Origin of the sequence: Nannocystis bainbridge, from assembly GCF_028368995.1 — a bacterium.
In the GTDB taxonomy this organism is placed as follows: domain Bacteria; phylum Myxococcota_A; class Polyangia; order Nannocystales; family Nannocystaceae; genus Nannocystis; species Nannocystis bainbridge.
Window position 1 is genome coordinate 2,271,421 of record NZ_JAQNDL010000003.1, and the last position, 24,914, is coordinate 2,296,334.

The window sequence follows — 24,914 nt, forward strand, 5'->3', positions numbered from 1 at the left end:
GCCCCGGCCGGGCTCCCGCCCTCACCCGCGCGAGCGAGCCGCCAGGTACTGCGGCGGCCACGTCACCCCCGGGCCGCGGTAGTTCTGCTCGGCCGCGGCGCGCAGCGTGAAGTGCGGGTCGAACAGGTGCGGCCGCGCCAGCGCGCACAGGTCGGCGCGGCCCGACGCGATGATCGTGTTGACCTGGTCCCAGTCCTGGATCGCCCCGACCGCCATCGTCGTCACCCCCGCCTCGTGGCGGATCCGGTCGCTCAGGTGCGTCTGGAACATGCGCCCGTAGATCTCGGGTCGCGACTGCGGCGTCGTCTGTCCGGCCGACACGTCGACAAGGTCGCAGCCGTGGGCCTTGAGCAGACGCGCGATCTCGACGGCGTCCTCCTCGTCGAGGCCGTCGGGGATCCAATCCGTCGCCGAGATGCGCACCGACACCGGCTTGTGCGCCGGCACGGCCGCTCGCACCGCGCTCAGCACCTGCAGCGGGAAGCGCATGCGGTCCGCCAGCGACCCGCCGTACTCGTCGGTGCGCACGTTCGTCAGCGGCGAGATGAACGACGCCAGCAGGTAGCCGTGCGCCATGTGGACCTCGACCAGGTCGAAGCCCGCCTGCTCGGCCAGCTCGGCCGCCCGCCGGAATTGCTCGATCACCGCCGCCATGTCCTCCGCCGTCATCGGCCGCGGCGCCGCGAACCCGGGCGCGTACGGCACCGGCGACGGGCCGAGCAATTCCCAGCCGTCTTCGAGCCCCGTGTCAGCGCCCTCCCACGGGTGCACCGCCGAGCCCTTGCGCCCCGCGTGGCCCAGCTGCACCCCGATCTTCGCCGTCGAGTGGGTGTGCACGAACTCGACCACCCGGCGCCACGCGCTCGCGTGCGCCTCCGACCACAGCCCCGCGCAGCCGCGGGTGATCCGGCCCTCGGGCGCCACATTGGTCATTTCGGTCATCACCAGCCCGGCCCCGCCGACGGCGCAGCCGCCGAGGTGGACCAGGTGCCATTCGTTCGGCAGCCCGTCCTCCGCCGAATACTGGCACATCGGCGACACCACCACCCGGTTCTGCAGCGTCAGCGCGCGCAATCGCAGCGGCGTGAACATCGGCGGCGGCGGTGGGTCGTGCGATTCGAGGCCTGAAGTCCCGGCGAACCATCGGTCGAGCCCGCCGACGTACTCGCGGTCGCGCACGCGCAGGTTCTCGTACGTCACCCGCTTCGAGCGCGTCATCATGCTGAGCACGAACTGCTGCGGCGGCAGGTCCTTGTAGCGGCGGACCTCCTCGAACCACGTCTGGCTGACCCTGGCCGCGCGCTGCAGCTTGGCCACGTCGAGCCAGCGGGCCTCGTGGTAGGCCGCCAGCGCCGCCGGCACCGACGACTCGCACAGCAGCGCCTCGCACAGCGAGATCGAGTCCTCCATCGCCAGCTTGGTCCCCGAGCCGATCGAGAAGTGCGCCGTGTGAGCGGCGTCGCCGATCAGCACCACGTTGCCCGACCACCAGCGGCCGCACTTGACCTCGCGGAACGACAGCCAGCTCGACTTGTTGCTCATCAGCCGGTGGCCAGCCAGCTCCTCGGCGAACAGCCGCTCGCAGTAGGCCACGCTGTCGTCGGGCGTCATCGCGTCGAGCCCGGCGCGGCGCCACGTCTCGGCGTCGGTCTCGACGATGAACGTGCTGGTGTCGCGGTCGAACGGATAGGCGTGGACCATGAACAGCCCGTGCTCGTTCTCGCGGACGTAGAACGTGAACGCCGTCAGGTGCTTGGTCGTGCCGAGCCAGATGTACTTGGCCTTGCCCTCGACGATCGTCGGCTCGATCACCTCGGCCAGCTGCGCCCGCACCTTGCTGTTGATCCCGTCGGCCGCCACCACCAGGTCGGCGCCCGCGGCGTGCGGCGACGCCAGCCCGTCGTGCTCCGTCTCGAACGCGATCGTCACGCCCAGGGCGAGCGCCCGGTCTTGCAGGATCTCGAGCAGGCGCACCCGCGCGATCCCGCAGAACCCGTGGCCGCCCGATCGAATCACCTGTCCTTTGATGCAGGTGTCGATATCGTCCCAGTGGATGAACGCGTCGGTGATCGCCGCGTACGTCTCCGGATCGGCACGGCGGAAATTGCCGAGCGTGCCGTCGGAGAACACCACACCCCAGCCGAACGTGTCCTTGCGCCGGTTGCGCTCGACGACCACGACATCGCAGTCGGGTCGCGCCTTTTTCATGAGCACGCTGAAATACAGGCCAGCCGGGCCACCGCCGAGGACCGCGATCTTCACCGCGCAATGCTAACCCGCCGCTCGGCGGCCGCCCAAGTGAGAAGCCTCGCGGTGCGACGAGCCAACGACGTCGCGTCCGCGCCGGGTCGGGTGCCGCCGTGTATGCTCACGCGGCATGTCAGCAACGACCGGCCCGCGCGACGGCCTCCTGCTGCTCGCGGCGTTCGCCTCGGGCGCGGCGGCCCTCGCCTACGAGATGCTGTGGACGCGCATGTTGGCGCTGTCGCTCGGCAGCGAGACCGTCGGCGTGCTCGCGGCGCTGGCCGGCTACTTCGCCGGGCTCGCGCTCGGGGCCGGGCTGCTGCACGACCGGACCCACCGCGCCGCCGACCCGGTGCGCCTGTTCGTCCTGCTCGAGCTGGTCGCCGCCGGCTTCGCCGTGGCCTCGCCGCACCTCCTGCAGTGGCTCGCGCGCGTGCTGCCGGGCTGGCTCGGGCCCGTCGCTGCCGCCGGTGGGGCCGCGGCGCTGGCCGCCTCCACGGCGGTCGCCGCCGCCGTGCTCGCCCTCGGCGCCGCCCCGCTCGGCGCCTCGCTGGCGGCCCTGGTCGAGGCCCGCCGCCGCACCTGTCCCTCGGACCAGGACGGCCGCGGCCTCGGCCGGATCTACGGCGCCAACACCCTCGGCGCCGCCCTCGCCGCCCTCGTCAGCGTCCACCTGGTGTTCCCCGCCCTCGGCTACGGCCTCGGCGCCGCCCTCGCCGCCCTCGCCGGCGCCGGCGCTGCCCTCGCCGCCCGGGCCTGGGGCGCCCGCGCTTCAGGACATGTCCCGCCGAGCATGTCCCCCGCGACAGTTTTGAAAGGACATGTCCCCGGAGACATGTCCTCCGCGCCAGCCTCGCCGGCCGCCGAGATTGCGCCCGCCTCTCGGGACGCTGGCGCCGACGTCAATCCTCGAGTCACCGACGCGGGCGCCGACGTCGGTTCTCGCGTCACCATCGACGTCCCACCTGCCGCTCGAGACACCTCCGCGTCTCGCTTCACCTCGCCCTCCTCTCGGCACACCACCCCCGCCCCGCCTTCCGTCATCGACGCCTCGCGCGACCCCGACCCCGACCTGCTGCGCGAGCCGTGGCTGCTCGGCCTCGTGTCCTTCGGGACAGGTCTGACCGGCATCGGCCTCCAGGTCGTCGGCATCCGGGTGCTCGGCCAGCACCTCGAGAACACCATCTACACCTTCGCCCACATCCTCGCCGCCTACCTGCTGGCGACCGGCCTCGGCGCGCTCGTCTACCAGCGCTTCGCCGCGCGGGCGGTCGCCGGCCGGCCCGGCGGCGTCATCGCGGCGCTGCTGTGGCTGCTCGGCATCCTCGTCGTCCCGGCGGCCATGGTCCTCGCGCAGGGGCCCGCGCTGTTGCAGGCGCTCGCGCCCGAGGCGGCCGGGCTCGCGCGCGCCGGCCTGGCCGAGCTCGCGGTCGCGGCCCTGGTGTTCGCGCCGACCGCCGTGGTCCTCGGCGCCCTGCTCAGCCACGTCATCGGCCTGGTCGCGGCCACCGGTCGCGGCGTCGGCCGGACCTACGCCTACAACGCGCTCGGCTGCGCCGCCGCCCCGTTCGTGTTCGGCCTCGTCGCCATCCCGCGGCTCGGCTACGCCGACGCCTTTTACGCCGTGCTCTACGCCTACCTGGCGCTGTTCGCCGTGTTCGGGTGGTTCCGCCGGTTCTCGCCGATCATGCTCATCGGCGGCGTCCTCGCCGGCGTGGCCTTCACCGCCGCCGGCCCGCGCTCGCTGGCCCTCGTCAGCGACAGCGACGGGTGGGTCCGCCGCGAAGAGCGCCAGACCCTGCACGGCCTCGTCGCCGTCAGCGAGCGCCCCGGCCCCGGCGGCGCCCCGCTGCGCCGGCTGCAGATAGGCAAGCGCTTCCGCATGGGCGGCGCCGCCGGCTTCGGCGAGCAGCGCATGGGCCAGCTCTGTTCGCTCCTGTCCCATGCGTCAGGTCCCGAAGGACCGATCGCAAAGGCCCTGTACCTCGGCCTGGGTACCGGCTCGACCATGGGCGGCGCGCTGGCGGTCCCGCACGCCGCGGCCGAGGGCGTCGAGCTGGTGCCGGAGATCGTCGAGCTGCTGCCGCACTTCGCCGACATCAACCACGACCTGGCAAAGCGCCCCGAAGCCACCCTGCTCGCCGCCGACGCCCGCCGCTACCTCGCCGCCGCGCCCGACCGCTACGACCTGATCGTCGCCGACCTGTTCCACCCCGGCCAGGCCGGCGCCAGCAGCCTGTTCGCGCGCGAGCACTTCGCCGCCGCCGCCAGCCACCTGCGCCCCGGCGGCCTGATGTGCCAGTGGCTGCCGCTCTACCAGCTCGACGAGGCCGACGTGCGCACGATCGTCCGCACCTTCCTCGACGTGTTCCCCGAGTCCTACGGCTTCCTGGGCATCTACAACGCCCAGAACCCCGCGCTCGCGCTCGTCGGCCGCGCCCCCGACCCGGCCGCGGCCCAGCTCCACCTCGACGTCGCGCGCCTGCAGGCCGACACCGCCAAGCTGCAGAACATCGTCGACCCGCGCGACCTGCTGGCCTCCTACGTGATGGGCCCCGGCGAGCTGACCGCGTGGGCCGGCGACGGCCCGCGCAACACCGACCTCGCGCCCGAGATCGCGTTCCAGGCCGCGCGCGTGGCCTACCGCGACGACCGCAGCCTCGGCGCCCACAACCTCGGGGCGGTGCTCCAGCGCGCCGCCCCGGCCCCGGCCGCCCTCCTGACAGGCAGCGGCGCCGAGGCCCTCGCCGCCGCCAGCGCGCCGTTCACCGCCGCCGCCCGCCACTACCTGACCGGCGAGATCGCCCGCGGCGACCTCGCTGACCTTTCGGGGATGTCCTGGGAGACAGCCGAGAACTTCGTCCGCGCCTATGAGGCCGACCCCGAGTTCGCGCCCGCCCGCGGCGCCCTCTACACCATCGCGCGCAAGAACTCGGCCCTGGCCGCGAAGCTCCTCCCGCGCATGCTGGCCCGCACCCCCGACGAACCCCGCGTCTACGAGGCCTTTTTAAATCACCTGCGCCTGACCGGCGATCAGACCGCCTACCAGCAATTGCGCGACGAGGCCGCCGCCAAGTTCCCGGACGCCACCCTGCCGTGAATGCCGCGAGCTGTCCCGAGGGACAGCTTGTCACCGACCTGCGCGCGGCTGTCTCGAGGGACAGCCACTCGCCGCAAGCGAGCTGTCCACGGGACATGTTGTCGCCACCCTGCCCGGAGCTGTCCCGAGGGACATATTATTGCCGACCTGTACGCGGCTGTCTCGAGGGACAGCCCTTCGCCGACCTTCGCGCGGCTGTCCCTCGGGACAGCCGCCAAATTCTCAGCTCACAGCCGCGACGCGTCGTAGCGCGGGCTCGCCAGCGACCACTCGATGTTGCCGCGCTGCCACTCGAGCAGCCCCTGCAGATACGTGTGCGCCTCGTGCCCCTCCGGGTACGCCGCCCCGGCCTCGCGCACGCTCGCCGCCAGCGCTTGCGCCTCGGCGTTGACCAGCTCCGTCGCCTCGCGGAGGGCCGACTCGAGCGAGCAGCCGCGCTCGCACATCAGCACGTGGACCAGGTTGTTGGGGTTCTTGTGGCGCAGCACCTCTTTGGGGAACGACACGATGTCGTTGAAGTAGCCGACCGTGCGGCTCGCCGCCCGGCGGGCTCGCACCATCGCCGGGCTGTCGCGCACTGTCGGCGCCAGGTGCAGCGCCCCCGCCAGCTCGATCAGGTCGAGCGCCGTCAGCACCCCGCTGTCGTGCTCGCGCTGGCTCAGGTACTCGCGCAGCGGCGGCGTGCGCGACGTGCCCCAGTTGCGCACCGCCGGCAGCACCCCGAGCGACATGTGATCGGCGGTCACGCACCACAGCCGATCGAGCCAGGCCCCGCCGATCTGCGCCAGCGCCCCGCGGCGGAACTCGAGCAGCAGGCGGTCGAGCGGCTCGGCCTCGCCCGTCGGCTGACGCGCTCCTGACAGCAGCGCCAGCGCGTGATCGATCTGTCGCCGCACCCGGCTCTGGTCGTCGCGGCTGCGCAGCTCCTCGTCGTGCATGTCGTCGAAGAAGAACAACCAGTTGCACCACGTCGCGCACAGCACCCCGCGCTCGACCGTGGCCGTCGGATACACGTGGCGACCCAGCGAGTTGAAGGCGTCGAAGCGGGCCCGGTTGCCCGCGTGGACCAGCCCGACCGCCTCTGCCAGCGCCAGCGCCCCGGCCTCGATCTCGTCCGCGCGCGGGTTCTGGCGCCGCGGCGCCAGGGTCACGAAATCGTCGATCGCCAGGCCGACCGGCTGCGCGCGCACGTCGGGCGCCAGCGGTTCGGGGCGAGAGATCACGAGCACATCGTTCATCGCGTCCGATACGGGCGAGAGAGTCGTCATGGGGGGGTAGGTCTTGTTGTCCGAGGGTCGCTGAGCCGGCAACTACATCCGCCGTGCTCACCGCGCCGGAGGCGGGGCGGCGCGCATCATGAGCGGCGCGGGGCGCCCGAATGGATCTCGGCGTCGTGAGGCTGAATTCGGGCGCCGCTCGCCGACTGCGCGTCGGACGCCAAGCCGCTTCGCAACCGGCGCACGCGGCGGCGGGTCCGCGGCGCCGCCCGCTGCGGGGCGGCGTGCGTGGCAGCCGGTCGATGCATCTTCGCCGCTACTTCTTCGCCGCCGCCGCCGTCGTCGTCGGCTTGCGCTGGCTCATCTGCACGATGCAGAACTTGAGCGCGTCGCGGAGCTTGGCGAACACTGCCACGCGCGCGAGGTCGACCCCGAGCGCGACGATCGTCTGGGCGATGGTCGGATGGATGCCGGTCAAGATGCCCTCGGCGCCGAGCAGACGGATCGCCTGGATCATCCCGATCAGGTGGCCGGCCGTGCCGGTGTCGACGACCTCGACCCCGGTGAGGTCGAGGATCGCGTAGCGGGCCCGCGTGGTCGCCACCGAAGTCAGCAGGTTGTCCATGATCTCCGCCGTGCGGACGCTGTCGACCAGGCCGATGATCGGCAGCGTCAGCACCCCGTCCCACACCTCGATGATCGGCGTCGAAAGCTCGCGGATCACCTCTTGCTGGCGCTCGATCAGCTCGAGCTTGGTGCGCAGCTCGATCTCGCTGCGGCGCGCCTCGGTCACGTCGAGCGTGATGCCCACCACCGCCGCGTCGGCGGCGTTCTCTTGCATCGGGATGTACCAGGTCTGCCAGTGCATCCCGTGCACCTCGGCCGGCAGCGCCGAGATCGCCTCGCCCTTCAGGGCCCGGCGCACGCCGTCGAGGTCACCGCCCTCGCGATAGGCCTCGAAGATGTTCTGGCCGACGAACTGATGCGGCTGCATCCCCGTCGCGCGCACGCCCTTGCCGTCCTGATACAGGAACGTGCCCTGGCCATCGACCGCCCACAGCGCGATGTCGAGGTGCTCCTTGATCGCCTGCAGCATCGCCGACTCGAGCACCGCGCGGCGCTCGACGGTGACGCGGGACGTCGCGTCGTGGCCGAACAGCCTCGCCCCCCGCGGCGAGCCGTCCTCACCGCGGTCGACTTGCCACCACGCCTCGAACAGCAGCGGCTGGTCCCCCGCGCCGCGCAGCTCCCAGACGCGCGATTCCGCGCCGTTTTCGAAGAGGGACGTCCATTTGTCCGCCGCCCCGTGCAGCGGCAGCAGCTCCTCGAGCTTGCGCCCGAGCGCCGCCTCCTGCGAGGTCTTGAAGGTCTGCTCCGCCCGCCGATTCCAGCCGGACACGCGAAGTGCCGGGTCGACGTCGATGACGACGAGGGGCGCGTCCTGCAGCAAGGTCCGTTCGTCCACGCATCCTTTGTACCGTGTCCGCGGACAGCTGTCCGCATCTTCTCGTGCGGACCGCACGCGCGATCTTGAACCTGCCCCGGAGCCGCGCGCTATCGCCGATCAGGCTCTGTGAGCGGCGCGGAGGCAGTGTTTGAGGGCGTCGCGCAGCTTGGCGTGCACCGTGACGTGCGACAGGTCGACGCCGAGCGCGACGATTGTTTGAGCGATCGACGGGTGGATGCCGGTGAGGATCCCTTCCGCCCCGAGCAGCCGGAGCGCCTGGATCATCTTGATAAGGTGACTTGCAGTGCCGGTATCGACGACCTCGACGCCGGTGAGGTCGAGGATCGCGAAGCGGGCTCGCGTCTGCGTCACGGCTTGCAGCAGGCTGTCCATGATCTCGGCCGTGCGCGCCGTGTCGACGAGGCCGACGATCGGCATCGTCAGCACCCCGTCCCACACCTCGATGATCGGCGTGGCGAGCTCGCGGATCACCTGTTGTTGGCGCTCGATCAGCTCGATCTTGCGGCGCATCTCGAGCTCGACCCGCTTGGCCTCCGTGACGTTGAGCGTCACCCCGATCAGCCGCGGCTCGCCTGGCTGCCCGGTCACCGGGATGTAATACGTGTCGAGGAACATCCCGTGGCTCTCCGCACCGTACGTGCGCGCCGGCTCGCCGGCCAGCGCCCGCTCGATCAACGGGTTGTTGCCGAGGTCCTTGTACATCTCGAGCATGTTGAGGCCGACGAACTGGTGCGGCGCGATCCCGGCGTCGCGGATCGCCTTGCCGTCCTGGTAGACGAACACCCCGTGCTCGTCGACCGCCCACACCGCGATGTCGAGGTTGTCCTTGATCGCCCTCAGCATCGTCGTCTCGAGCGCCGCGGTCCGCTCGGCCGTCACGCGGGCGCCGACGTCGTGGCCGTAGATGCGCACCCCGGGCGGGCGGCCCTCGCCGTCGCCGAGCGTCTGCGTCCACGCCTCGATGGACCAGCTCGCGTCGCCGCGGCGGACCGTCAGCACCCGCGGCGCCGCGTCGCTGTCCGCCAGCGACTCGCCCCAGCTCGCGCCGACCAGCGGCAGCAGCTCGGCCAGGCCGCGGCCGACGGCCTCCGATGGACCTGTCCCGAAGACCAGATGAGCGCGGCGGTTCCAGGCGGTGACGACGAGCCCGGCGTCCGCCTCGATCACGATCAGGGGGGCGCCCTCCAAACTGCTGGTATCGCTCACGGCACCCTGTGTATCGCAAGGCGAGGTCCGCTGTCCGCAGCGACGTGAATGGCGACCGCGCGCCGGCTCACGGCTCGCCCGTGAGCTGTCTCTTCGACCATGTCATCGGAACTCCCAGACCGGGCCGGAGATCCACTAAGCTGCGTCATGCCTCGCCTTCGACCGCAGATCGGGCTCGCGATCGCGCTTGTGTGCCTGCCGCAGCCGGCTCACGCCGACAGCTTCCGGCCGCCCGAGGACAAGCTTCCGGTCGAGGTCACCATCGCCGTCGAAAACCTCGACGCGCACCCGGAGTACATCTTCGTGCTGTGGCCCGACGCCTGTCTGCGCAACGACGGCAACATGGGCACCTACACCGTGCTCAATTGGCAGGAGGACGACGGCCGGCCCGACCTCTTCGAGGAGGGCTGCTCCCGCCAGCGACTGTTCGCCTACCCGCGCGACACCTACTCCGAGGACGAGGGCGTCCTGTCCGAGAACGCCCGCCAGCAGCTCGGCGACGACCCGCCGAGCGACCCGCGGGTGCTCGTGCAGACGATCACCGCCGAGGAGATATGGTGGGTGCCCGACGAGGTCGATGTCTCTGGCATCGAGGACGTGTACCGCGTCGGCATCGACAGCACCGGCCTCTCGCTGACCCCGACCCGCGTCCGCTTCAGGTTCTCCGGCGGAGCTATCTTCGAGCGCCTCTTTTACAAGGGCCGACGCCCACGGCTGCCGCGTGTCTCCGACACCCCGCCCAAGCCGCCGCCGGCGCCCGCCGCTCCCGCCGCCGAGCCCGCCCCCGCAGCCGCCGACACGCCGGCCCCCGACGCGAGCGCTACCCCCGACACGAAGGCCGAACCACCGACCCCCGACGCGAAGGCCGAACCACCGGCCCCCGTGATCACGCCTGCGCCTCCCGCCTCGGAGCCGGAGCCGGCTACCTCCGAGGAGATCTCGCAACGACCCTGGCTGCCTCCGCCGCTGATGTACGGCGGCGCCTGCCTGCTGGTCGCGATCGCGGCCGGGCTCGCGCTGCGGCGCCGCCCCGGCGCGTGACCTTCGAGACATGTCCTTCGGGACAGCTTATTTTCACGTCACCCGCTCGACGCGGAACCGGCACACCGGATCGCCGCAGGCGATGCACGCCTCCTCGACCGCGTGGAACGCCCCGAACCGCTCGCTCAGCGGGCCCTCGCCGTAGACCAGCGCGAAGATCCCCGCCGCCGCACCCTTGTGCCCGTTGCACTGCGGCGCGGCGGTCCGGCCGACGTACTCGAGGGCGCCGAGCGCCTCGTAGCCGTTGACCGACTCGACGACCATCCACTGCCCCGGACAGAGCCCGGCGACGTGCCACTGGCCGTAGCCGAGCGCGTTGCAGAACGTCATGGTCGCGAACAGCACGTCGTCGGGCCCGCGCAGCATCGGCGCCACCAGCCCGTCCCACTCCGGCGAGTGGAGCACCCCGTGATACGTGTTGAGCGCGCAGTACTCGGCCTCGGCCGCCAGCAGCCGCTCCGCCGGCGCCCCGCGGCCGACCCGTCGCATCTCCGCCAGGAAGCCGAGGCACACGCGATTGTAGAAGTCCGCGGGCATGCACGCGAGGTACACCCCGAACGCCGGCACCAGCCCGTCCTCGCCGCCCGCCACCGGCATCGCCGCCACCGCCTCGACGATCGCCCGCTCGTCGACCGCCGGCGAGTGCAACCATTCGCCGCCGCGCGCCTGGAACACCAGCGGCCGCTTCACGTTGCGCGCGAGCGGCTCGGTCCGCCCGCCCGCGACCGCGAACCGACACGCCGGCGCGCCGAGGGCCATGCACTCGACCTCGCGCACCTCGACCAGCTCGCCCGCGACCGCGTGCACGGCCCCCTGCACGTAGCCCTCGGTGAAGCTGCAGACCCGCCGCTCGGGCCGCCCGAGCCCGGCGAACCAACCCTCGACGAAGTGCGACGCCGGGGCCAGGACCACGCCCTCGTGCACGCGCGACAGATCGATGCGCCCGAACCCGAGGTGCGCGTACAGCCGCTCGGCCACCGCCCAGCGGTTCGCCAGGCTGTCCCCCTCGCGCAGCGCCAGCCCGACGTGCTCGGCGAACACCGTCTCGGCGGCGCCGACGATCAGCCGCTTGCCCTCGACGAGGTCGGCCGACTCCACCGTCCGCTGCAGCCGTGCATTGTAATGGTGGCAATGCAGCAGCACCTCCTTGCCGGCGATCGTTCGCCGACCGCTCGCCGCGTCGTAGCGCAGGGCCAACCGCTCCGCGAGCGGAGAGATCTCCGAGACCATGGCGCCTCCTGTCTCGCACTATGCCACGGTTGCCCGGGCGTTGCCCTGTCGGCCTGGCCCGCTCGCTCGTACCATGAGGGCATGGCTCGTCTGCTCGTCCTCGTCCACGGCGTCGTCGCCTACATCGTCTTCCTCGCCGTCTTCACGTACTTCGTCGGCTTCGTCGCCGACATCGGCGTGCCGCGGGCGATCGACGACGGCCCGGTGGTCCCGTGGCCGCGCGCGCTGGCGATCGACCTGGCGCTCATCGCCGGCTTCGCGGTGCAACACAGCGTGATGGCGCGACCGTGGTTCAAGCGCATGTGGACGGTGTTCGTCCCCGAGCCGGCCGAGCGCTCGACCTACGTGCTGCTGGCCGCGCTGCAGCTGGCGCTGACGATGGGGGCCTGGCACCCGCTGCCGGCCACGCTGTGGCAGCTCGGCGACGGCCGCCTCGCCGGCCTCGTCCACCTGGTCGCCGCGCTCGGCTGGGGGCTCGTCCTGGTGTCCACCTTCGCCATCGATCACTTCCACCTGTTCGGCCTGCGCCAGGCCGTCTGCCACTGGCTCGGTCGCCCGGCGCGCGAGCCGGAGTTCCGCGTGCGCGGCCCCTATCGCCTGGTGCGTCACCCGCTCATGCTCGGCTTCTTGCTCGCGTTCTGGGCCGCGCCGACGATGAGCGTCGGTCACCTCGTGTTCGCGCTGGCGATGACGCTCTACATCTTCGTCGCGCTCGAGCTCGAGGAGCGCGACCTCCGCGCGCAACACGGGGCGCACTACGCCGGCTACTCGACCAAGATCCCGCGCCTGAACCCCTTCGCGCGCCGCCGCTGAACCCCTTCGCGCGCCGCCGCTGAACCCGTTCGCGCGCCGCCGCTGAGCCACTTGCGCCGCGCGCACGCGTGGCCCCAAACTCGCGGCCTGGAGCCTCGCATGCACCTCACCGGCTTGATGATGCACTCCCCCCTGCTGATCTCCGGGCTCATCCGCCACGCCGCGCGGGTGCACGCCGACCAGACGATGGTGTCACGCACCGTCGAGGGCCCGATCCACCGCACCACCTGGCGCGCGCTCGAGCACCGCTCCGGTCAGCTCGCGCAGGCCCTGCAGGCCCTCGGCGTCGGCCCCGGCGACCGCGTCGCCACCCTCGCGTGGAACGGCTTCCGCCACGTCGAGACCTACTTCGCCGTGTCCGGCATCGGCGCGGTGTGCCACACCCTCAACCCGCGCCTGTTCCCCGAGCAGCTGATCTACATCCTCGACCACGCCGAGGACGGCGTGCTGCTGACCGACCTGACCTTCGTGCCCCTGGTGGAGAAGCTGGCCCCGCGGTTGCCCAAGCTGCGCCACGTGGTCGTCATGACCGACCGCGAGCACATGCCCCAAACGACATTGCCGAACGCACATGTCTATGAGGACATCCTGGCGGCCCAGCCCGGCGGGCTCGAGTGGCCGAGCTTCCCCGAGGACACCGCCTCGTCGCTCTGTTACACCAGCGGCACCACCGGCGAGCCCAAGGGCGTGCTCTACAGCCACCGCTCGACCGTGCTGCACTCGTTCGGCATCGCCCTGCCCGACGTGTTCCGGCTGAGCGAGCACGAGACCGTCCTGCCGGTGGTGCCGATGTTTCACGTCAACGCCTGGGGCCTGCCCTACGCGGCCGCGCTGACCGGCACCCGCCTGGTCATGCCCGGCCCGCGGCTCGACGGCGAGAGCCTCTATTCGCTGTTCGAGGACGAGGGCGTGACCATGAGCGCCGGCGTGCCGACGGTGTGGATGGGCCTGCTCGCGTACATGAAGCAGCACGGCAAGCGGTTCACCACCCTCAAGCGCGTCGTCATCGGCGGCTCGGCCGCGCCGGAGGCGATGATCCGCGCTTTCCAGGACGACTACGGCGTCGAGGTCCTGCACGCCTGGGGCATGACCGAGACCAGCCCGCTCGGGACCGCGTGCGGCCTCAGCCCCGCGATCCGCACCTGGCCCAAAGACCAGCAGATCGCCGTGCAGCGCAAGCAGGGCCGGCAGGTGTTCGGCGTCGAATTGCGGATCGTCGGCGACGACGGCCAGGCGCTGGCGCACGACGGCGCGGCCGCGGGCGACCTGCAGATCCGCGGCCCGTGGGTGTGCAGCGGCTACTACAAGGCCGAGTCGACCGCGCACTCGGGCGGCTGGTTCAGCACCGGCGACGTCGCCACCATCGACGGCGCCGGCTACATGCAGATCACCGACCGCTCGAAGGACGTCATCAAGTCGGGCGGCGAGTGGATCTCGTCGATCGCGCTCGAGAACCTCGCCGTCGGCGTGCCCGGCGTCGCCGAGGCCGCCGTCATCGGCGTACCGCACGCACGCTGGGCCGAGCGGCCGCTGCTCGTGGTGGTCAAGCAGCCGGGCGCCGCCGTCGACCCCGAGGCCTTGCTCGCGCACATCGCCGAGAGCGTGCCCAAATGGTGGCTGCCGGACGCCGTCGAATTCGTCGACGCCCTGCCGCACACCGCCACCGGCAAGATCTCCAAGCTGCAACTGCGCGAGCAGTTTAAACATTACGCGCTGCCCGAGGACTGCGCTCAGCGCTGATCCGCTCGCATCCCGCAGCTATCATCGTCGAGTGCGCCGGCGTATCGCCGACGGCACTCTCGCCTGCTCGCGGGACGACCTGCGCGGCTTCGTCGTTGCACCGACGCGGACCCCCACTCTGATGAATCCGCGCATCCTCGTCGACCGGGCGTCGCGCGGGCCGAGGTCGTGCCGTGAGCGGGGGCATCAGCCCAATGCCCCGTCGGCGGCGCGCCCGGGCCCGCGCGACGCACGGTCGCGCTGGTGCTCACGCGCGGGCGCGGGCCAGCCGCGGGGCCGCCTGCTCGCTGGCGACCGGGCGCGCGTTCGGGTTCAGCACCCCGGCGAAGCTGTCGCGGTAGGCCCACGCCAGGTACGCCTCGAGCCCGACGATGAACGCCAGCAGCCCGTAACCACCTGGCGCGAGGGCCAGGTGGAACGCGACGATGTGCACGATCACCGGCGCCAGCAGCACCAGCGCGAACGGCACGAGCCGGCCCGACAGCAGCAGCGCGCCGCCGACCACCTCCGTGCCCTTGATCAGCGGGAACATGTAGCCGCTGGCGGCCAGCGCCCCGAGGAACTCGCCCGCGCGGGCCGGGACCGGCGGCGTCGGCATGAAGTTGAGGAAGCCGTTGAGGCCGAACACGAGGAACAGGAGGCCCAGGAGGGTGCGCGCGACGGTCGGGAGCAGGCGGGACATGCAGCCGAGCTTAGGCCTTGCGCCGGCCGCTACCAGATGGGATAGTCACAACTCATCGTTGCTCCCATGACAACAATCGATCCGGTCAAGGTTGCCGCGTTCGTGCGCGTGGTCGAGGCGGAGAGCTTCACCGCCGCCGCGCAGCTGCTGGGCCTGCCCAAGTCGTCGGTCAGCCGCAGCGTCTCCCGCCTCGAGGAGGACCTCGGCGTGCGGCTGCTGCAGCGTACCACGCGGCGCCTGCACCTCACCGACGCCGGCAGCGCCTTCTATCAAAAGGCCCGCGGCGCCCTGTCGGCGCTCGAGGAGGCCGCGCTGACCGCCGCCGACCTCGGGCACGAGCCGCGCGGCACCGTGCGCATCACCGCCCCGGTCGACCTCGGCGAGTTCCTCGCCGAGCCGCTGACCCGGTTCGTGCGCGAGCACCCGCAGATCCAGGTCGACCTGGTGCTGACGGCGCGGATCGTCGACATGGTCCGCGAGGGCTTCGACCTGGCCCTTCGGGCATCTCGCCTCAAGGACTCGAGCCTGATCGCGCGCAAGCTCGGCAGCTTCGCCGACGGCCTTTACGCCGCGCCGGGCTACCTCAAGCGCAGCGGCACGCCGACCAGCCTGGCCGAGCTGGCCCACCACGAGTGCGTGCTGTTCCGCGCCCGCGGCGGCCGCAGCACCTGGACGCTGCGCGGGCCCAAGGGCGAAGAGCACGTCGAGGTCACCGGCTCGATCAACGTCGACGACCTCTCCTTCGTCGTCCACGCCGCCGAGGCCGGGGCCGGCGTCGCCTACCTGCCGCACGTGATCGCGGCCCGCTCGGTCGCCGCCAAGCGCCTCGTGCGGGTCCTGCCCGAGCACTGCTGGACCCACGCCGACCTGTCGCTGGTCCTGCCCTCGGGCCGCCATGTCCCCACGCGCGTGGCCCTGCTGCGCGATTTCCTGGCCGAGTCGCTCAAGGCGACGCTCGGCGCCCACCGCCACACCAAGCCGTCGGCGTGACGCGGAGCAAGACCATGCGATGGGTGAGGCTCGGCCTGGCGACGCTCGCCACCGGTTGTTTTTATCACCCGACGGGCACCCCGGCCGCGGAGACGACTTCGACCACGACGTCGCCGACCACGGCCGTCGAGCCCGGCTCGTGCGGTGATTTCGTCAAGGACGACGGCGAGGCGTGCGACGGCGGGCCGGCCGGCGACGGCGTGTGCACGCCGTCCTGCACGTACGACGTGTGCGGCGACGGTTACGTCGGCAAGGGCGAGGGCTGCGACGGCGGCGAGAATTGCGTCGACTGCGAGCTTGTCACCTGCGGCGACGGCATCATCGACCCGGGCGAGGCGTGCGACGACGGCGACGCCGACGACACCGACGATTGCCTCGCCACCTGCAAGAGCGCCGGCTGCGGCGACGGCTTCGTGCACGCCGGCGCCGAGCAGTGCGACGACGGCAACGACCTCGACACCGACGCCTGCGTCACCGGTTGCAAGCAGGCGACCTGCGGCGACGGCTTCGTGCTCGAGGGCAGCGAGTTCTGCGACGACGGCAACGACCTCGACGACGACGACTGCCCCAACAGCTGCGCTGCGCCCGGGTGCGGCGACGGCGTCGTCTCGCCGGGCGAGGCGTGCGACGACGGCAACACCGACGAGACCGACGCCTGCCTCAACACCTGCGGGCCCAACGTGTGCGGCGACGGCAAGCTGCACATGGGCGTCGAGGCGTGCGACGACGGCAACCTCGACCCGTTCGACGCCTGCCGCGAGGACTGCACCTTCAACATCTGCGGCGACGGCTACCTCGACCCCGAGAGCGAGCTCTGCGACCACGGCCCGCGCAACGGCGACGACCCCGCCAAGGCCACGTGCCGCACCAATTGCACGCGCAGCGGCTTCCTCGTGTTCGTCAGCTCGCAGCTGCTCGCCCCGGGGGCCGACTTCGAAGCGATCTCCGGCGGCGACGAGCGCTGCGGCGAGCTGGCGGCCGCGGGCGAGCTCGACATCCGCGGCGGCCGGTGGAAGGCGTGGCTCGGCGACGGCAGCGTCGGCCCCGTCGAAAACTTTCACAAGAGCGCGATCCCCTATTACACCCTGCACGGCGGCGCGACCGCCAAGGTCGCCGACAACTGGAGCGACCTGGCCGACGGCACCCTCGACAACCCGATCGACGTCACCGACCTCGATCAGCAGTTCGCCGCGGGCGTCGCCTGCGACCAATTGCGCGCGGTCTGGACCGGCGTCCGCAGCAACAACACCTACGGGGGCAACTGCGCGAAGTGGAGCTGGAACGGCCCGGCCGTCCAGGCCCTCACCGGCGACCTGACCCGCAAGGACGCCGCCTGGACCGAAGCCTGCTCGCTCGGCTGCACCGAGACGGCGCGCCTCTATTGCTTCGAGCAGCCGTGAGGCGGCGCCGTCGATCGGCGCGATGCACCTCGCGCGCGCGAGAGCCTGGGACGGACGGTCACTTCCGCGACCCGGCCATCGCGCGGATGCAGTGCGCGAGCGCCTCGCGGAGCGTCGCGCGGACGGTCAGCCCTGTCGTCTCGAGGCCGAGGTCCACGATCGTCTGGGCGATGTTCGGGTGGATGCCGGTGACCACGCTCTCGGAGCCGAGCAGGCGGACTGCGCCGACCAGGTCGAGGAGGTGGCCCGCGGTGCCGGTGTCGACCTCCTCGACGCCCGTGAGGTCGAGGATGGCGAAGCGGGCGCGGGTCTTGGTCACCGCCTGCAGCAGGTTGTCCATCAGCTCGGACGCGCGGTTGCTGTCGATCGCGCCGATGATCGGCACAGTCAGCACCCGGTCCCACACCTCGATGATCGGCGTCGAAAGCTGCCGGATCATCTGTTGTTGCTGCTCGATCTGCAGCAGCTTCTCCCGCAGCGCCTTCTCGCCCTCGCGCTGCTCCGTCACGTTGAGCGACAGCGCCACGATCAGCTCGATCGCCCCGTCGTCGCCGCGCACCGGGATCATCCAATTTTCGAAGCTCGCCCCGTGCACCTCGGTCGAGGTGTGTTGCAGCGCCCCGTCCAGGGCGGCGTCGAGCGGCTCCGGCTCGAGGTTCTTGTAGAGCTCGCGGATGTTGCGCCCGACCAGGGCGTGCTGGGGCATGCCGATGCTCTCGAGCCCCTTGCCCCGGTGGTATGTACATAGCCCGTCGTGCTGCATCGTCCACACGATGATGTTCATGTTCTCGATGATCGCCCGCAGCATCGCCCCCTCGAGGCGGAGCGTCGTGTCGCGGGTGAACCGCTCGCTGATGTCCTGGCCGTAGCAGGCGGCGGAGACCACCGCGCCGGCGGCGTCGCGCTCGAGCTGGCAGGTCCATTCGCAATGGACCTGAACCCCGTCCTTGCGCGTGTGCGTGGCCGTCTGCGGGCCGTCCTCGGCGAGGCTGGCCCAGAAGTCGCCCTCGGTCGGCAGCAGCTGCTCGATCGCGGCCCCGAGCGCCTCGGCGGCCGGCACCGCGAACACCCGGGCGGCGGCGCCGTTCCACACAGTGATCCGCCGCTGGGCGTCGAGCTCGACGGCGATGAACGGCGCACCACGCAGAAGTCGGGCCTCCCGCGCCTCGGCGGCGGGATCGGAGGAGCTTGCCATTTCATGAGTCAAACACACGCGCGCGCCAACTGTCCACGCGCAAACCATGTGCGGACGCCGTCCCGCGCGCCGAGCGAGCGGCCAGATCCGCGCGTCCTGGCGCGAGTGCGGGGTGCAATCATACGACCTGGAATGCGCGCACCGCCCGCCGCCTATGTACATTCCCCCATCGCCCGCCGCCTGACGGTCTAATATAAAGAGCGCGCGGTCCGGGGACCGCGCGCTCACGATATCGCCGAAGTCGGCTTCGCCTACTCGGTGGGCCGCTTGGTCGGCTGCGCGTCCGCGTCGAGCACGACCACGCCGCCGCCGCCGAACAGCTTCTCGGTGGCGATCGCGTCGAGGTCGCCGAGCACCTTGCTCGCGTCACCGACGACCAGGACCACGAAGTCCTTGGCGCGCAGGTGCTTCTCGGCCGCCTTGCGGACCGCGGCGATGTCGACCGCGCGCAGGCGCTTTTGGTAGCCGTCGTACCAGTCGAGCGGCAGGCCGAAGAACTTCAGCTGGCGGAACGCCACCAGCGTCGAGGTCGGCGTGTCGAACTCGGCCGGCAGCGCCAGCAGGGCGCCTTCTTGCACGCGGAACAGCTCGTCCGCCTTGGCGTCGCTGGTGCGCATCGTAGCGAGCTCCTTGGCGATCTCGCGCAGCGACGGGCCGGTCGCGTCGGTGCGGACCTGGCTGCTGGCGGCGAACGTGCTGCCGGCGCGGCGATAGCCGAAGCCGGCGCGGCCGCCGTAGGTGTAGCCCTTGTCCTCGCGCAGGTTCATGTTGATCCGGCTGGAGAACGAGCCGCCGAGGATCTCCGCCATCATGTCGGTCGCCTCGTAGTCGGTCGCGTTGCGCTTGGGCCCCGCGTGGCCGACGTACACCGACGACTGCGGCGCGTCCTTGACGTGGACGAAGAACACCGAGCCGAGCCGCGGCTTGGCGGCCGCGACGGCGGTCTTGGCCGGCGCCTTGCCCTTCCACTCCGGCATGCGCGACGCCAGCTCTTGCTTGATCTCGTCCTGGGAGATCTGGCCGACCACCCACAGGCGAGCGCCGCCGGGCTTCAGCTTGCCGACGACCTTGGCGCAGTCCTTGAGCTGGACCGCGTCGATCGTCTTGTCGGTCTCGAGCCGGCCGTACGGGTGATCGGCGCCCCACAGCAGCGGCGAGATCACGCGGCCGGCGATCGAGCCCGGGTTGCCCTTGGCCTGCGCGATCGAGGCCTTGCGGCGGTCCTTGAGCCGCTGGAAGTCGGCCTCGCGCATGCCCGGGTCGCGCAGCATCTCGGCCAGCAGGTCGAGCGCGGCCGGCAGCTCGCGCTTGAGCGAGCGGACGTTGAGGTTCGACGTGTCGGAGCCGGCGCCGGCGCTGACGCTGACCGCGTGGTCGGCCTGCTTCTCCTCCCACGCGACCTTGTCGAGGTTCTTGGTGCCCTCGTCGAGCAGGTCGAGGCAGATCGAGTGCAGGCCGATCTGGTTCTTGGGGTCGCTGACGCTGCCGAAATCGAACTCGAAGTTCATGTACACCGTCGGCAGCTTGTCGTTGCGGACGAGGTAGACCTCGAGGCCGTTGTCGAGCTTGAAGGTCTCGACCTGCGGCAGCTTGAGCTCGGCGACCTGGCCCGGGGTCGGGCGGGTGGCGCGGTACGGCTCGTCGGGCCAGTCGGCCGGCGGCGGCGCGGCCTCGGTCTGGGACGGCGCGGTCGCTACCGGCGTCGTCGGCTGCTCGGCGGGCGGCTGGCTGGCGGGCTGGGGTTTGCACGCGGCGACGGCGGCCGACAGTGCGAGGAGGCTCAGCGTAATCGTGGTCTTCATGTCAGCCCTCCTTCGCGGCGGCGGCGGCGTCCGCCGGCTTGTCCGTGGCTGCGGGCTTCTTCGGCTTCGGCGCCGGCTTGGCCCCCGCGTCGGCCCCGGCGGCGTCCGGCTTGGCGGCGGCCGGCTTCTTCGCGGCTGTCCCTTCGGACTTGACCGAAGCGCCAGGTCCCTTCGGACCTGTCCCTTCGGGCGGGCCCGCGGCCGGCGCGGCCGGCTTCGAAAGGATCTCCGCGTGCGGCTTGACCAGCCACTGGTTCGCCACCTCGCGCACCCGCTGCGGCGTGACCGCGCGCAGCCGCTGCAGGTAGGTGTTGGCGTAGCCGGGGTCGCGGGCGTAGTGGTTGAAGTACTGCAGCCGCTCGACGCGGCCCATCACGTCCTCGAGGCCCCACACGAACGCCGACTCGGTGCCGATGACGACGCGCTTGAGCTCGGCGTCGCTGACCGGCTCGCGGAGGACCCGCTCGAGCTCGCGGCGGATCGTCAGCTCGGCCTTGACCGGGTCCTGGCCCGGCTTGAGGTCGACGATCACGTGGAACGTGCCGGAGTGCCCGGCGCCGCCCTGGTAGGCCGACACCGACTGGGCGCTCTTGTCCTCGAGCACCAGCGCCTTGTAGAGGCGACCCCAGCCGGGCGAGCCGAGCACGTCGGCCAGCACCTCGAGCTCGATGTCACCGCCGCCGAGGCGGGGCGGGCTGTGCCACGCGTAGTGGATGCGGTACAGGCGGGCGAACGGGTCGTCGAGCTCGCGGCGGACCGTCTGCGTCAGCGCCGGCGCGGCGACCTTCGGGTGGGCCGGCACCGGCAGCGTCGGGAAGCTGCCGAACCACTTCTGGACCAGCGCCTTGGCCTGCTCCGGCTCGAAGTCGCCGGCGATCGTCAGGGTCGCGTTGCTCGGCACGTACCACTTGCGGAAGAAGCCCTGCACGTCGGCGACGCTGGCGGCCTCGAGGTCCTCGTGGCGACCGATCGTCAGATAGCGGTACGGGTGGCCTTCGGGGTACAGCGCCTCGGCGACGGCGAACCGCTCGCGGCCGTAGGGCACGTTGTCGTAGCGCTGGCGCCGCTCGTTGCGGACCACGTCGCGCTGGTTGGCCAGGCTCTTCTCGTCGAGCAGGTCGAGCATGTAGCCCATGCGATCCGACTCGAGCCACAGCGCCGTCTCGAGCTGGTGGCTGGGCACCACCTCGAAGTAATTGGTGCGATCCGAATTGGTGGTACCGTTGATTCCGGTGCCGCCGATCTCCTGCAGGATCTTGAAGTGCACGTCGTTGCCGATGTGCTTGGCGCCCTGGAACATCATGTGTTCGAACAGGTGGGCAAAGCCGCTCTTGCCGGGCGTCTCGTCGCCGCTGCCGACGTGGTACCAGAGATTGGCGACCACCAGCGGCGCAGCGGAGTCGCGGTGCAAGATCACCTCGAGGCCGTTGGGCAGGACGTAGCGTTCATAGGGGATGTCGACCCCTGGCGAATCCGCGGCGGGCTTCGCAGGCGCCGCCTGGACGGGGGCCGCAGCCGCAAGAAGCAGCGCGAGCGGCAAGAGCAGGTGCCGTGTGGCCATTTTTTCTCCTCATAAGCCTTTTCGCGCATCGCCCGGCCGACCGCAAGAGCAAACGCGGCTCACGGGCGGCGCGGCCGCGGCGACCTTCCTCGCGCCGGGCCGGCGAAACCACCGTGACGCCGGCGCTGCGGCAGCGGCCGATCTCGTGCCAGGCGCGGCGCCTCGCCAATCGTACGTTGTTACGCTCGCGGGTCGGACTCGGGCCGCCGGTCCGCGCGTAGTGGCTTTCCGACATGCGCCGTCGTCCCTTGCTCGCCGCAGCCTGCAGCTTCTTGGTCCCGACCCGCGCGCTGGCGCGGCCGCCCGCGGTCGACGTCGCGGCCAGCAACGCCGAGCTGTTCGCGCGCCTTCGCGCCCCCGGCGCCCCGCTGCGGGACTGGCAGTGGATCGTCGTGCATCACACCGCGGCCGAGTGGGCGACGCTCGAGGGCATCGACCGCTACCACCGCAAGCGCTTCGGCGACCCGCTCGGCGCCGAGTATCACTTCGTGATCCACAACGGCAAGAAGCGGCCCGCGGGGCTCGTCGAGGCCGCGCGCTGGCGCTACCAGGAGCCCGCCGCCCACCTCTTCAAGCCCGAGAACGCCCCCGCCTCGATCGCCGTGTGCCTGATCGGCAACTTCGAGGAGCGGCCGCTGCCCGCGCCCATGCTCGGCGCCCTCGTCGACCTCACCGTCGCCCTCATGCGCGACTGCTCCATCCCCGCAGAGCGCGTCAGCACCCACCGCGTCGTCGACGACAAGCTGACCCAGTGCCCTGGCAAGCAGTTCCCGCGGGCCGAGTATTTGCGGCGGATCGGCGCAGGGACATGACCCTTCGGACAGGTCACCGTCGAGCCGCGTTCGCCCCGTGATACAGTCCGCGGCGATGCTCGGATCGCTCCGCACCGCCCTCGTCCGCGCCACCGATCGCGCCGCCATTCGTATGACCGGCGGGGTGCGGCGGCCGGGCGAGCCGCCGATCGTGCGCGCGCGGCTGCCCTTCCTCGGCCACGCGCTGGCGATGGGGCGCGACCTCACCGCCCTCCTGCGCGCGTGTCAGCGCCAGCACGGCGATGTCTTCACCCTGCTGGTCGCGGGTCAGCGCATGCACTTCGTGCTCGACCCGCTGAGCTTCCCGCTGGTGCTCAAGGCGCAGGACAACCTGACCTTCCACGAGATCGGCCAGGAGATCGGCACACGCGCGTTCGGCTACACCTCGCCGCCGCCCGGCCGCGATTACGACGAGCTCGAGAGCTACTACGGCGAGCACCTCAAGAACGCCGCGCTCGGCCCGCTGACCGCGCGCATGGAGGAGCGGCTGCGGATCGCCTTCGACCGCTTCACCGGCGACGACTGGCGCGAGGAGGGGCTGTTCGACTTCAGCGCCCGGGTGATCTTCGCCGCCGGCATGGAGACCCTTTACGGCGAGGGCATCGCCGACGACGCCGCCGTCCGCGACTTCCAGCGCATCGACAAGTGGTTCCCGCTGCTGGCTGCCGGCGCGCCCGCGGCCGCGTTCCCCGGCCTCCTGCGCGCGCGTGGACGGCTGCTCGTGCGCGTCGATCGCATGCGCCCCGACGCCAGCCCCTTCATCCGCGCCCGCGACCTCTTGTTGGGAAAGATCACCACCCCGCGCAATCGCCGGCACCTGCAGGCCGCGATGGTCTGGGCCTCGCAGGCCAACACCTTGCCGGCGGCATTCTGGGCTCTGGCCCATCTGCTCACCGATCCGCCCGGCCGCGCCGCCGTGGTCGCCGAGGTCGAGCAGCGCGGCTTCTCCGACCTCAAGCGCCTGCCCCAATTGTTCAGCAGCATCTGCGAGACGCTGCGGCTGTGCAGCGAATCCTTGACGATCCGGCTGGTCCACCGCGACTGCGAGCTGACTCTGGCCGACGGCAGCAGCATCACCCTGCGCGCCGGCGACCGGGTCGCGCTGTGCCCGCAAGTGGCCCACCGCGATCCGGAGATCTTCGCCGACCCGGAGCGCTTCCAATTCGACCGTTTCCTGTCCGACACCGGCGGCCCGCGGCAATTTTTGAAGGGTGGCCAGCGTGTACCGATCCCCCTGATGCCCTACGGCGGCGGCGTCAGCATGTGTCCTGGCCGCTTCCTCGCCAACAACGAGGTCATGCAATTCGCCGGGCTCGCGCTCACGCAACTCGACATCGAGCTGCTCGAGCAGGAGTTGCCCCCGGTCGACAAGACCCGCGCCGGCCTCGGCGTGCTGTCCCCGACCCGCGATGTGCGCTGCCGGATCCGCCGCCGCCCGCGCGCCTGATCCTCATTTCTTGACCTCGATGGTTCGCGGCTTCATTTCTGCTGGCACGACCCGACCCGAGTTTTTTAAATCTGTCCTCAAGGACATCTCATGACAATCGCGCCGACTGAACGTCAGCGACCCTGACCGGGGCGAGGGGTTATTCGCCGGGCCAGGGTCTCGACAGGACTTTCAAGGCGGACGCTCTCGATCTGCCACGGCGATCACGTGCCGGGCTTGGCGGCCAGGGCCGACGGCGGCGGCTCAGTCTTGACGCGGGCGACCTGGGCGCAGTTGAGCTCGCAGGTGGCCTGGTCGGTGGCGCGCACGCTCTTGTGGTTGTGACACTGCTTGACGCACGTCTCGAGCTGCGTGAACACCTTGTCGGGCAGCGGCGACGAAGTCTGCGCTGCCATCGTCTTGCACGAGCTGTTGCACGCGGCGTCGTCGCTGCCCGAGCAGCGGCCGAGGCACTCGGTGGCCTGGGCGATCTCGTCGCGGTCTTCGGCGGTCACGGCGCCGCGGGCCTCTGCGCCGTAAGCCGTCTCGCAGTTGAGGCTGCAGGTCTTTTGGTCGGTCTTCGCATTCACGTCGTCGCACGAGGTAAGACACTCGGAGAGGCTGGAGAACGTGCGGCCGCTGCTGCTCGCCGCGGCGAAGTCGGGCGCCACGACCACCGGCGTGGTCGCCAGCTTGCGTTCGGGCGCGGCCCGATCCTTGGCCGTGGGGGCGGCCACGACCTCCTTCTTGAGGAACTCCTGCTGGTCGCAACCGACGGCCAGCGCGAGGACGATGAGGAGCTTGGTCGCGTGATTCATGGCGTTCGTTCCTTTCGAAGCCCTCCATCGACGGGGGGTGCTCAAACCCTGTGCGAGGCGGCGACTGTCGACCTGTGGCGGCCCTGCAACCCCACCACGACCACGAATCGCGCCCTGCCGATTGATCACACCAGCGAGCCGCGCAAATTGCGCATCGACGAATATCCCA

Annotated in this window: 18 protein-coding genes; 8 read left to right on the forward strand and 10 right to left on the reverse strand. The window is 71.3% G+C overall.

The features are described from left to right. Positions 1-21: 21 nt before the first annotated feature. Positions 22-2,262: a bifunctional salicylyl-CoA 5-hydroxylase/oxidoreductase gene (locus tag POL25_RS34225; protein WP_272090513.1), complete on the reverse strand. Its 2,241-nt coding sequence runs from the start codon at positions 2,260-2,262 to the stop codon at positions 22-24. 115 nt (positions 2,263-2,377) lie between these two features. Here POL25_RS34225 and POL25_RS34230 point away from each other — a divergent pair, with 115 nt between their 5' ends. Further along, the gene (locus tag POL25_RS34230) at positions 2,378-5,344 is read left to right on the forward strand and encodes a spermidine synthase (protein WP_272090514.1); all 2,967 of its coding nucleotides are present in this window, start codon (positions 2,378-2,380) and stop codon (positions 5,342-5,344) included. Between the two features lie 227 nt (positions 5,345-5,571). On the opposite strand, the gene POL25_RS34235 is transcribed toward POL25_RS34230, so the two are convergent. The 3 genes from POL25_RS34235 to POL25_RS34245 form a co-directional block, all read right to left on the reverse strand. Continuing rightward, on the reverse strand, positions 5,572-6,567 hold the full coding sequence (locus POL25_RS34235; protein ID WP_272090515.1) for a terpene synthase family protein: 996 nt from the start codon (positions 6,565-6,567) through the stop codon (positions 5,572-5,574). A gap of 310 nt (positions 6,568-6,877) precedes the next feature. Continuing rightward, on the reverse strand, positions 6,878-8,026 hold the full coding sequence (locus tag POL25_RS34240; RefSeq protein WP_272090516.1) for an STAS domain-containing protein: 1,149 nt from the start codon (positions 8,024-8,026) through the stop codon (positions 6,878-6,880). 99 nt (positions 8,027-8,125) lie between these two features. Continuing rightward, on the reverse strand, positions 8,126-9,235 hold the full coding sequence (locus POL25_RS34245) for an STAS domain-containing protein (RefSeq protein ID WP_272090517.1): 1,110 nt from the start codon (positions 9,233-9,235) through the stop codon (positions 8,126-8,128). Positions 9,236-9,382: 147 nt separating this feature from the next. Here POL25_RS34245 and POL25_RS34250 point away from each other — a divergent pair, with 147 nt between their 5' ends. Next, the gene (locus POL25_RS34250; RefSeq protein ID WP_272090519.1) at positions 9,383-10,276 is read left to right on the forward strand and encodes a hypothetical protein; all 894 of its coding nucleotides are present in this window, start codon (positions 9,383-9,385) and stop codon (positions 10,274-10,276) included. A gap of 33 nt (positions 10,277-10,309) precedes the next feature. Here the strand turns inward: POL25_RS34250 and POL25_RS34255 are convergent, their stop codons facing one another. Continuing rightward, positions 10,310-11,506 (reverse strand): V4R domain-containing protein, encoded by a 1,197-nt coding sequence (locus POL25_RS34255; RefSeq protein ID WP_272090520.1) that lies wholly within the window; start codon positions 11,504-11,506, stop codon positions 10,310-10,312. Positions 11,507-11,587: 81 nt separating this feature from the next. Here POL25_RS34255 and mddA point away from each other — a divergent pair, with 81 nt between their 5' ends. Beyond that, complete coding sequence (gene mddA, locus POL25_RS34260; protein ID WP_272090521.1) at positions 11,588-12,319, forward strand: methanethiol S-methyltransferase; 732 nt, start codon at positions 11,588-11,590, stop codon at positions 12,317-12,319. Positions 12,320-12,418: 99 nt separating this feature from the next. Next, complete coding sequence (locus POL25_RS34265) at positions 12,419-14,059, forward strand: 3-(methylthio)propionyl-CoA ligase (protein WP_272090522.1); 1,641 nt, start codon at positions 12,419-12,421, stop codon at positions 14,057-14,059. Between the two features lie 247 nt (positions 14,060-14,306). Here POL25_RS34265 and POL25_RS34270 read toward each other — a convergent pair whose 3' ends face one another. Then, positions 14,307-14,741, reverse strand: a complete 435-nt coding sequence (locus POL25_RS34270) for a DoxX family protein (RefSeq protein WP_272090523.1) — start codon at positions 14,739-14,741, stop codon at positions 14,307-14,309. Positions 14,742-14,807: 66 nt separating this feature from the next. On the opposite strand from POL25_RS34270, the gene POL25_RS34275 reads away from it, so the two are divergent. Continuing rightward, positions 14,808-15,731 carry a LysR family transcriptional regulator gene (locus POL25_RS34275; RefSeq protein WP_272090524.1) on the forward strand — a complete coding sequence of 308 codons (924 nt, stop codon included), beginning with the start codon at positions 14,808-14,810 and terminating at the stop codon, positions 15,729-15,731. 14 nt (positions 15,732-15,745) lie between these two features. Next, complete coding sequence (locus POL25_RS34280) at positions 15,746-17,131, forward strand: DUF4215 domain-containing protein (RefSeq protein WP_272090525.1); 1,386 nt, start codon at positions 15,746-15,748, stop codon at positions 17,129-17,131. 58 nt (positions 17,132-17,189) lie between these two features. On the opposite strand, the gene POL25_RS34285 is transcribed toward POL25_RS34280, so the two are convergent. From POL25_RS34285 to POL25_RS34295, 3 genes are all read right to left on the reverse strand, one after another. Next, positions 17,190-18,326 carry an STAS domain-containing protein gene (locus POL25_RS34285; RefSeq protein ID WP_272090526.1) on the reverse strand — a complete coding sequence of 379 codons (1,137 nt, stop codon included), beginning with the start codon at positions 18,324-18,326 and terminating at the stop codon, positions 17,190-17,192. A 251-nt stretch (positions 18,327-18,577) separates the two neighbouring features. Next, positions 18,578-20,128 (reverse strand): M16 family metallopeptidase, encoded by a 1,551-nt coding sequence (locus tag POL25_RS34290; protein WP_272090527.1) that lies wholly within the window; start codon positions 20,126-20,128, stop codon positions 18,578-18,580. 1 nt (position 20,129) lies between these two features. Then, entirely contained in the window at positions 20,130-21,689 is a 1,560-nt protein-coding gene (locus POL25_RS34295; protein WP_272090528.1) for a M16 family metallopeptidase, read from the reverse strand. A gap of 233 nt (positions 21,690-21,922) precedes the next feature. On the opposite strand from POL25_RS34295, the gene POL25_RS34300 reads away from it, so the two are divergent. Further along, positions 21,923-22,501, forward strand: coding sequence for a peptidoglycan recognition protein family protein (locus tag POL25_RS34300; RefSeq protein WP_272090529.1), 579 nt, complete (start codon positions 21,923-21,925; stop codon positions 22,499-22,501). A gap of 55 nt (positions 22,502-22,556) precedes the next feature. Continuing rightward, positions 22,557-23,948 (forward strand): cytochrome P450, encoded by a 1,392-nt coding sequence (locus tag POL25_RS34305; RefSeq protein WP_272090530.1) that lies wholly within the window; start codon positions 22,557-22,559, stop codon positions 23,946-23,948. Positions 23,949-24,151: 203 nt separating this feature from the next. On the opposite strand, the gene POL25_RS34310 is transcribed toward POL25_RS34305, so the two are convergent. Further along, a complete protein-coding gene (locus POL25_RS34310) occupies positions 24,152-24,745 on the reverse strand; it encodes a hypothetical protein (RefSeq protein ID WP_272090531.1) in 594 nt (197 codons plus the stop codon). Between the last annotated feature and the right edge of the window lie 169 nt (positions 24,746-24,914).

Excerpts from the sequence above, each read along its gene's own strand:
- POL25_RS34300 (WP_272090529.1), top strand. The coding sequence starts at position 21,923 with ATGCGCCGTCGTCCCTTGCTCGCCGCAGCCTGCAGCTTCTTGGTCCCG.
- POL25_RS34310 (WP_272090531.1), bottom strand. The coding sequence starts at position 24,745 with ATGAATCACGCGACCAAGCTCCTCATCGTCCTCGCGCTGGCCGTCGGT.
- POL25_RS34285 (WP_272090526.1), bottom strand. The coding sequence starts at position 18,326 with ATGGCAAGCTCCTCCGATCCCGCCGCCGAGGCGCGGGAGGCCCGACTT.
- POL25_RS34255 (WP_272090520.1), bottom strand. The coding sequence starts at position 11,506 with ATGGTCTCGGAGATCTCTCCGCTCGCGGAGCGGTTGGCCCTGCGCTAC.
- POL25_RS34275 (WP_272090524.1), top strand. The coding sequence starts at position 14,808 with ATGACAACAATCGATCCGGTCAAGGTTGCCGCGTTCGTGCGCGTGGTC.
- POL25_RS34230 (WP_272090514.1), top strand. The coding sequence starts at position 2,378 with ATGTCAGCAACGACCGGCCCGCGCGACGGCCTCCTGCTGCTCGCGGCG.
- POL25_RS34290 (WP_272090527.1), bottom strand. The coding sequence starts at position 20,128 with ATGAAGACCACGATTACGCTGAGCCTCCTCGCACTGTCGGCCGCCGTC.
- POL25_RS34270 (WP_272090523.1), bottom strand. The coding sequence starts at position 14,741 with ATGTCCCGCCTGCTCCCGACCGTCGCGCGCACCCTCCTGGGCCTCCTG.
- POL25_RS34295 (WP_272090528.1), bottom strand. The coding sequence starts at position 21,689 with ATGGCCACACGGCACCTGCTCTTGCCGCTCGCGCTGCTTCTTGCGGCT.
- POL25_RS34280 (WP_272090525.1), top strand. The coding sequence starts at position 15,746 with ATGCGATGGGTGAGGCTCGGCCTGGCGACGCTCGCCACCGGTTGTTTT.
- POL25_RS34250 (WP_272090519.1), top strand. The coding sequence starts at position 9,383 with ATGCCTCGCCTTCGACCGCAGATCGGGCTCGCGATCGCGCTTGTGTGC.
- POL25_RS34265 (WP_272090522.1), top strand. The coding sequence starts at position 12,419 with ATGCACCTCACCGGCTTGATGATGCACTCCCCCCTGCTGATCTCCGGG.
- mddA (WP_272090521.1), top strand. The coding sequence starts at position 11,588 with ATGGCTCGTCTGCTCGTCCTCGTCCACGGCGTCGTCGCCTACATCGTC.
- POL25_RS34305 (WP_272090530.1), top strand. The coding sequence starts at position 22,557 with ATGCTCGGATCGCTCCGCACCGCCCTCGTCCGCGCCACCGATCGCGCC.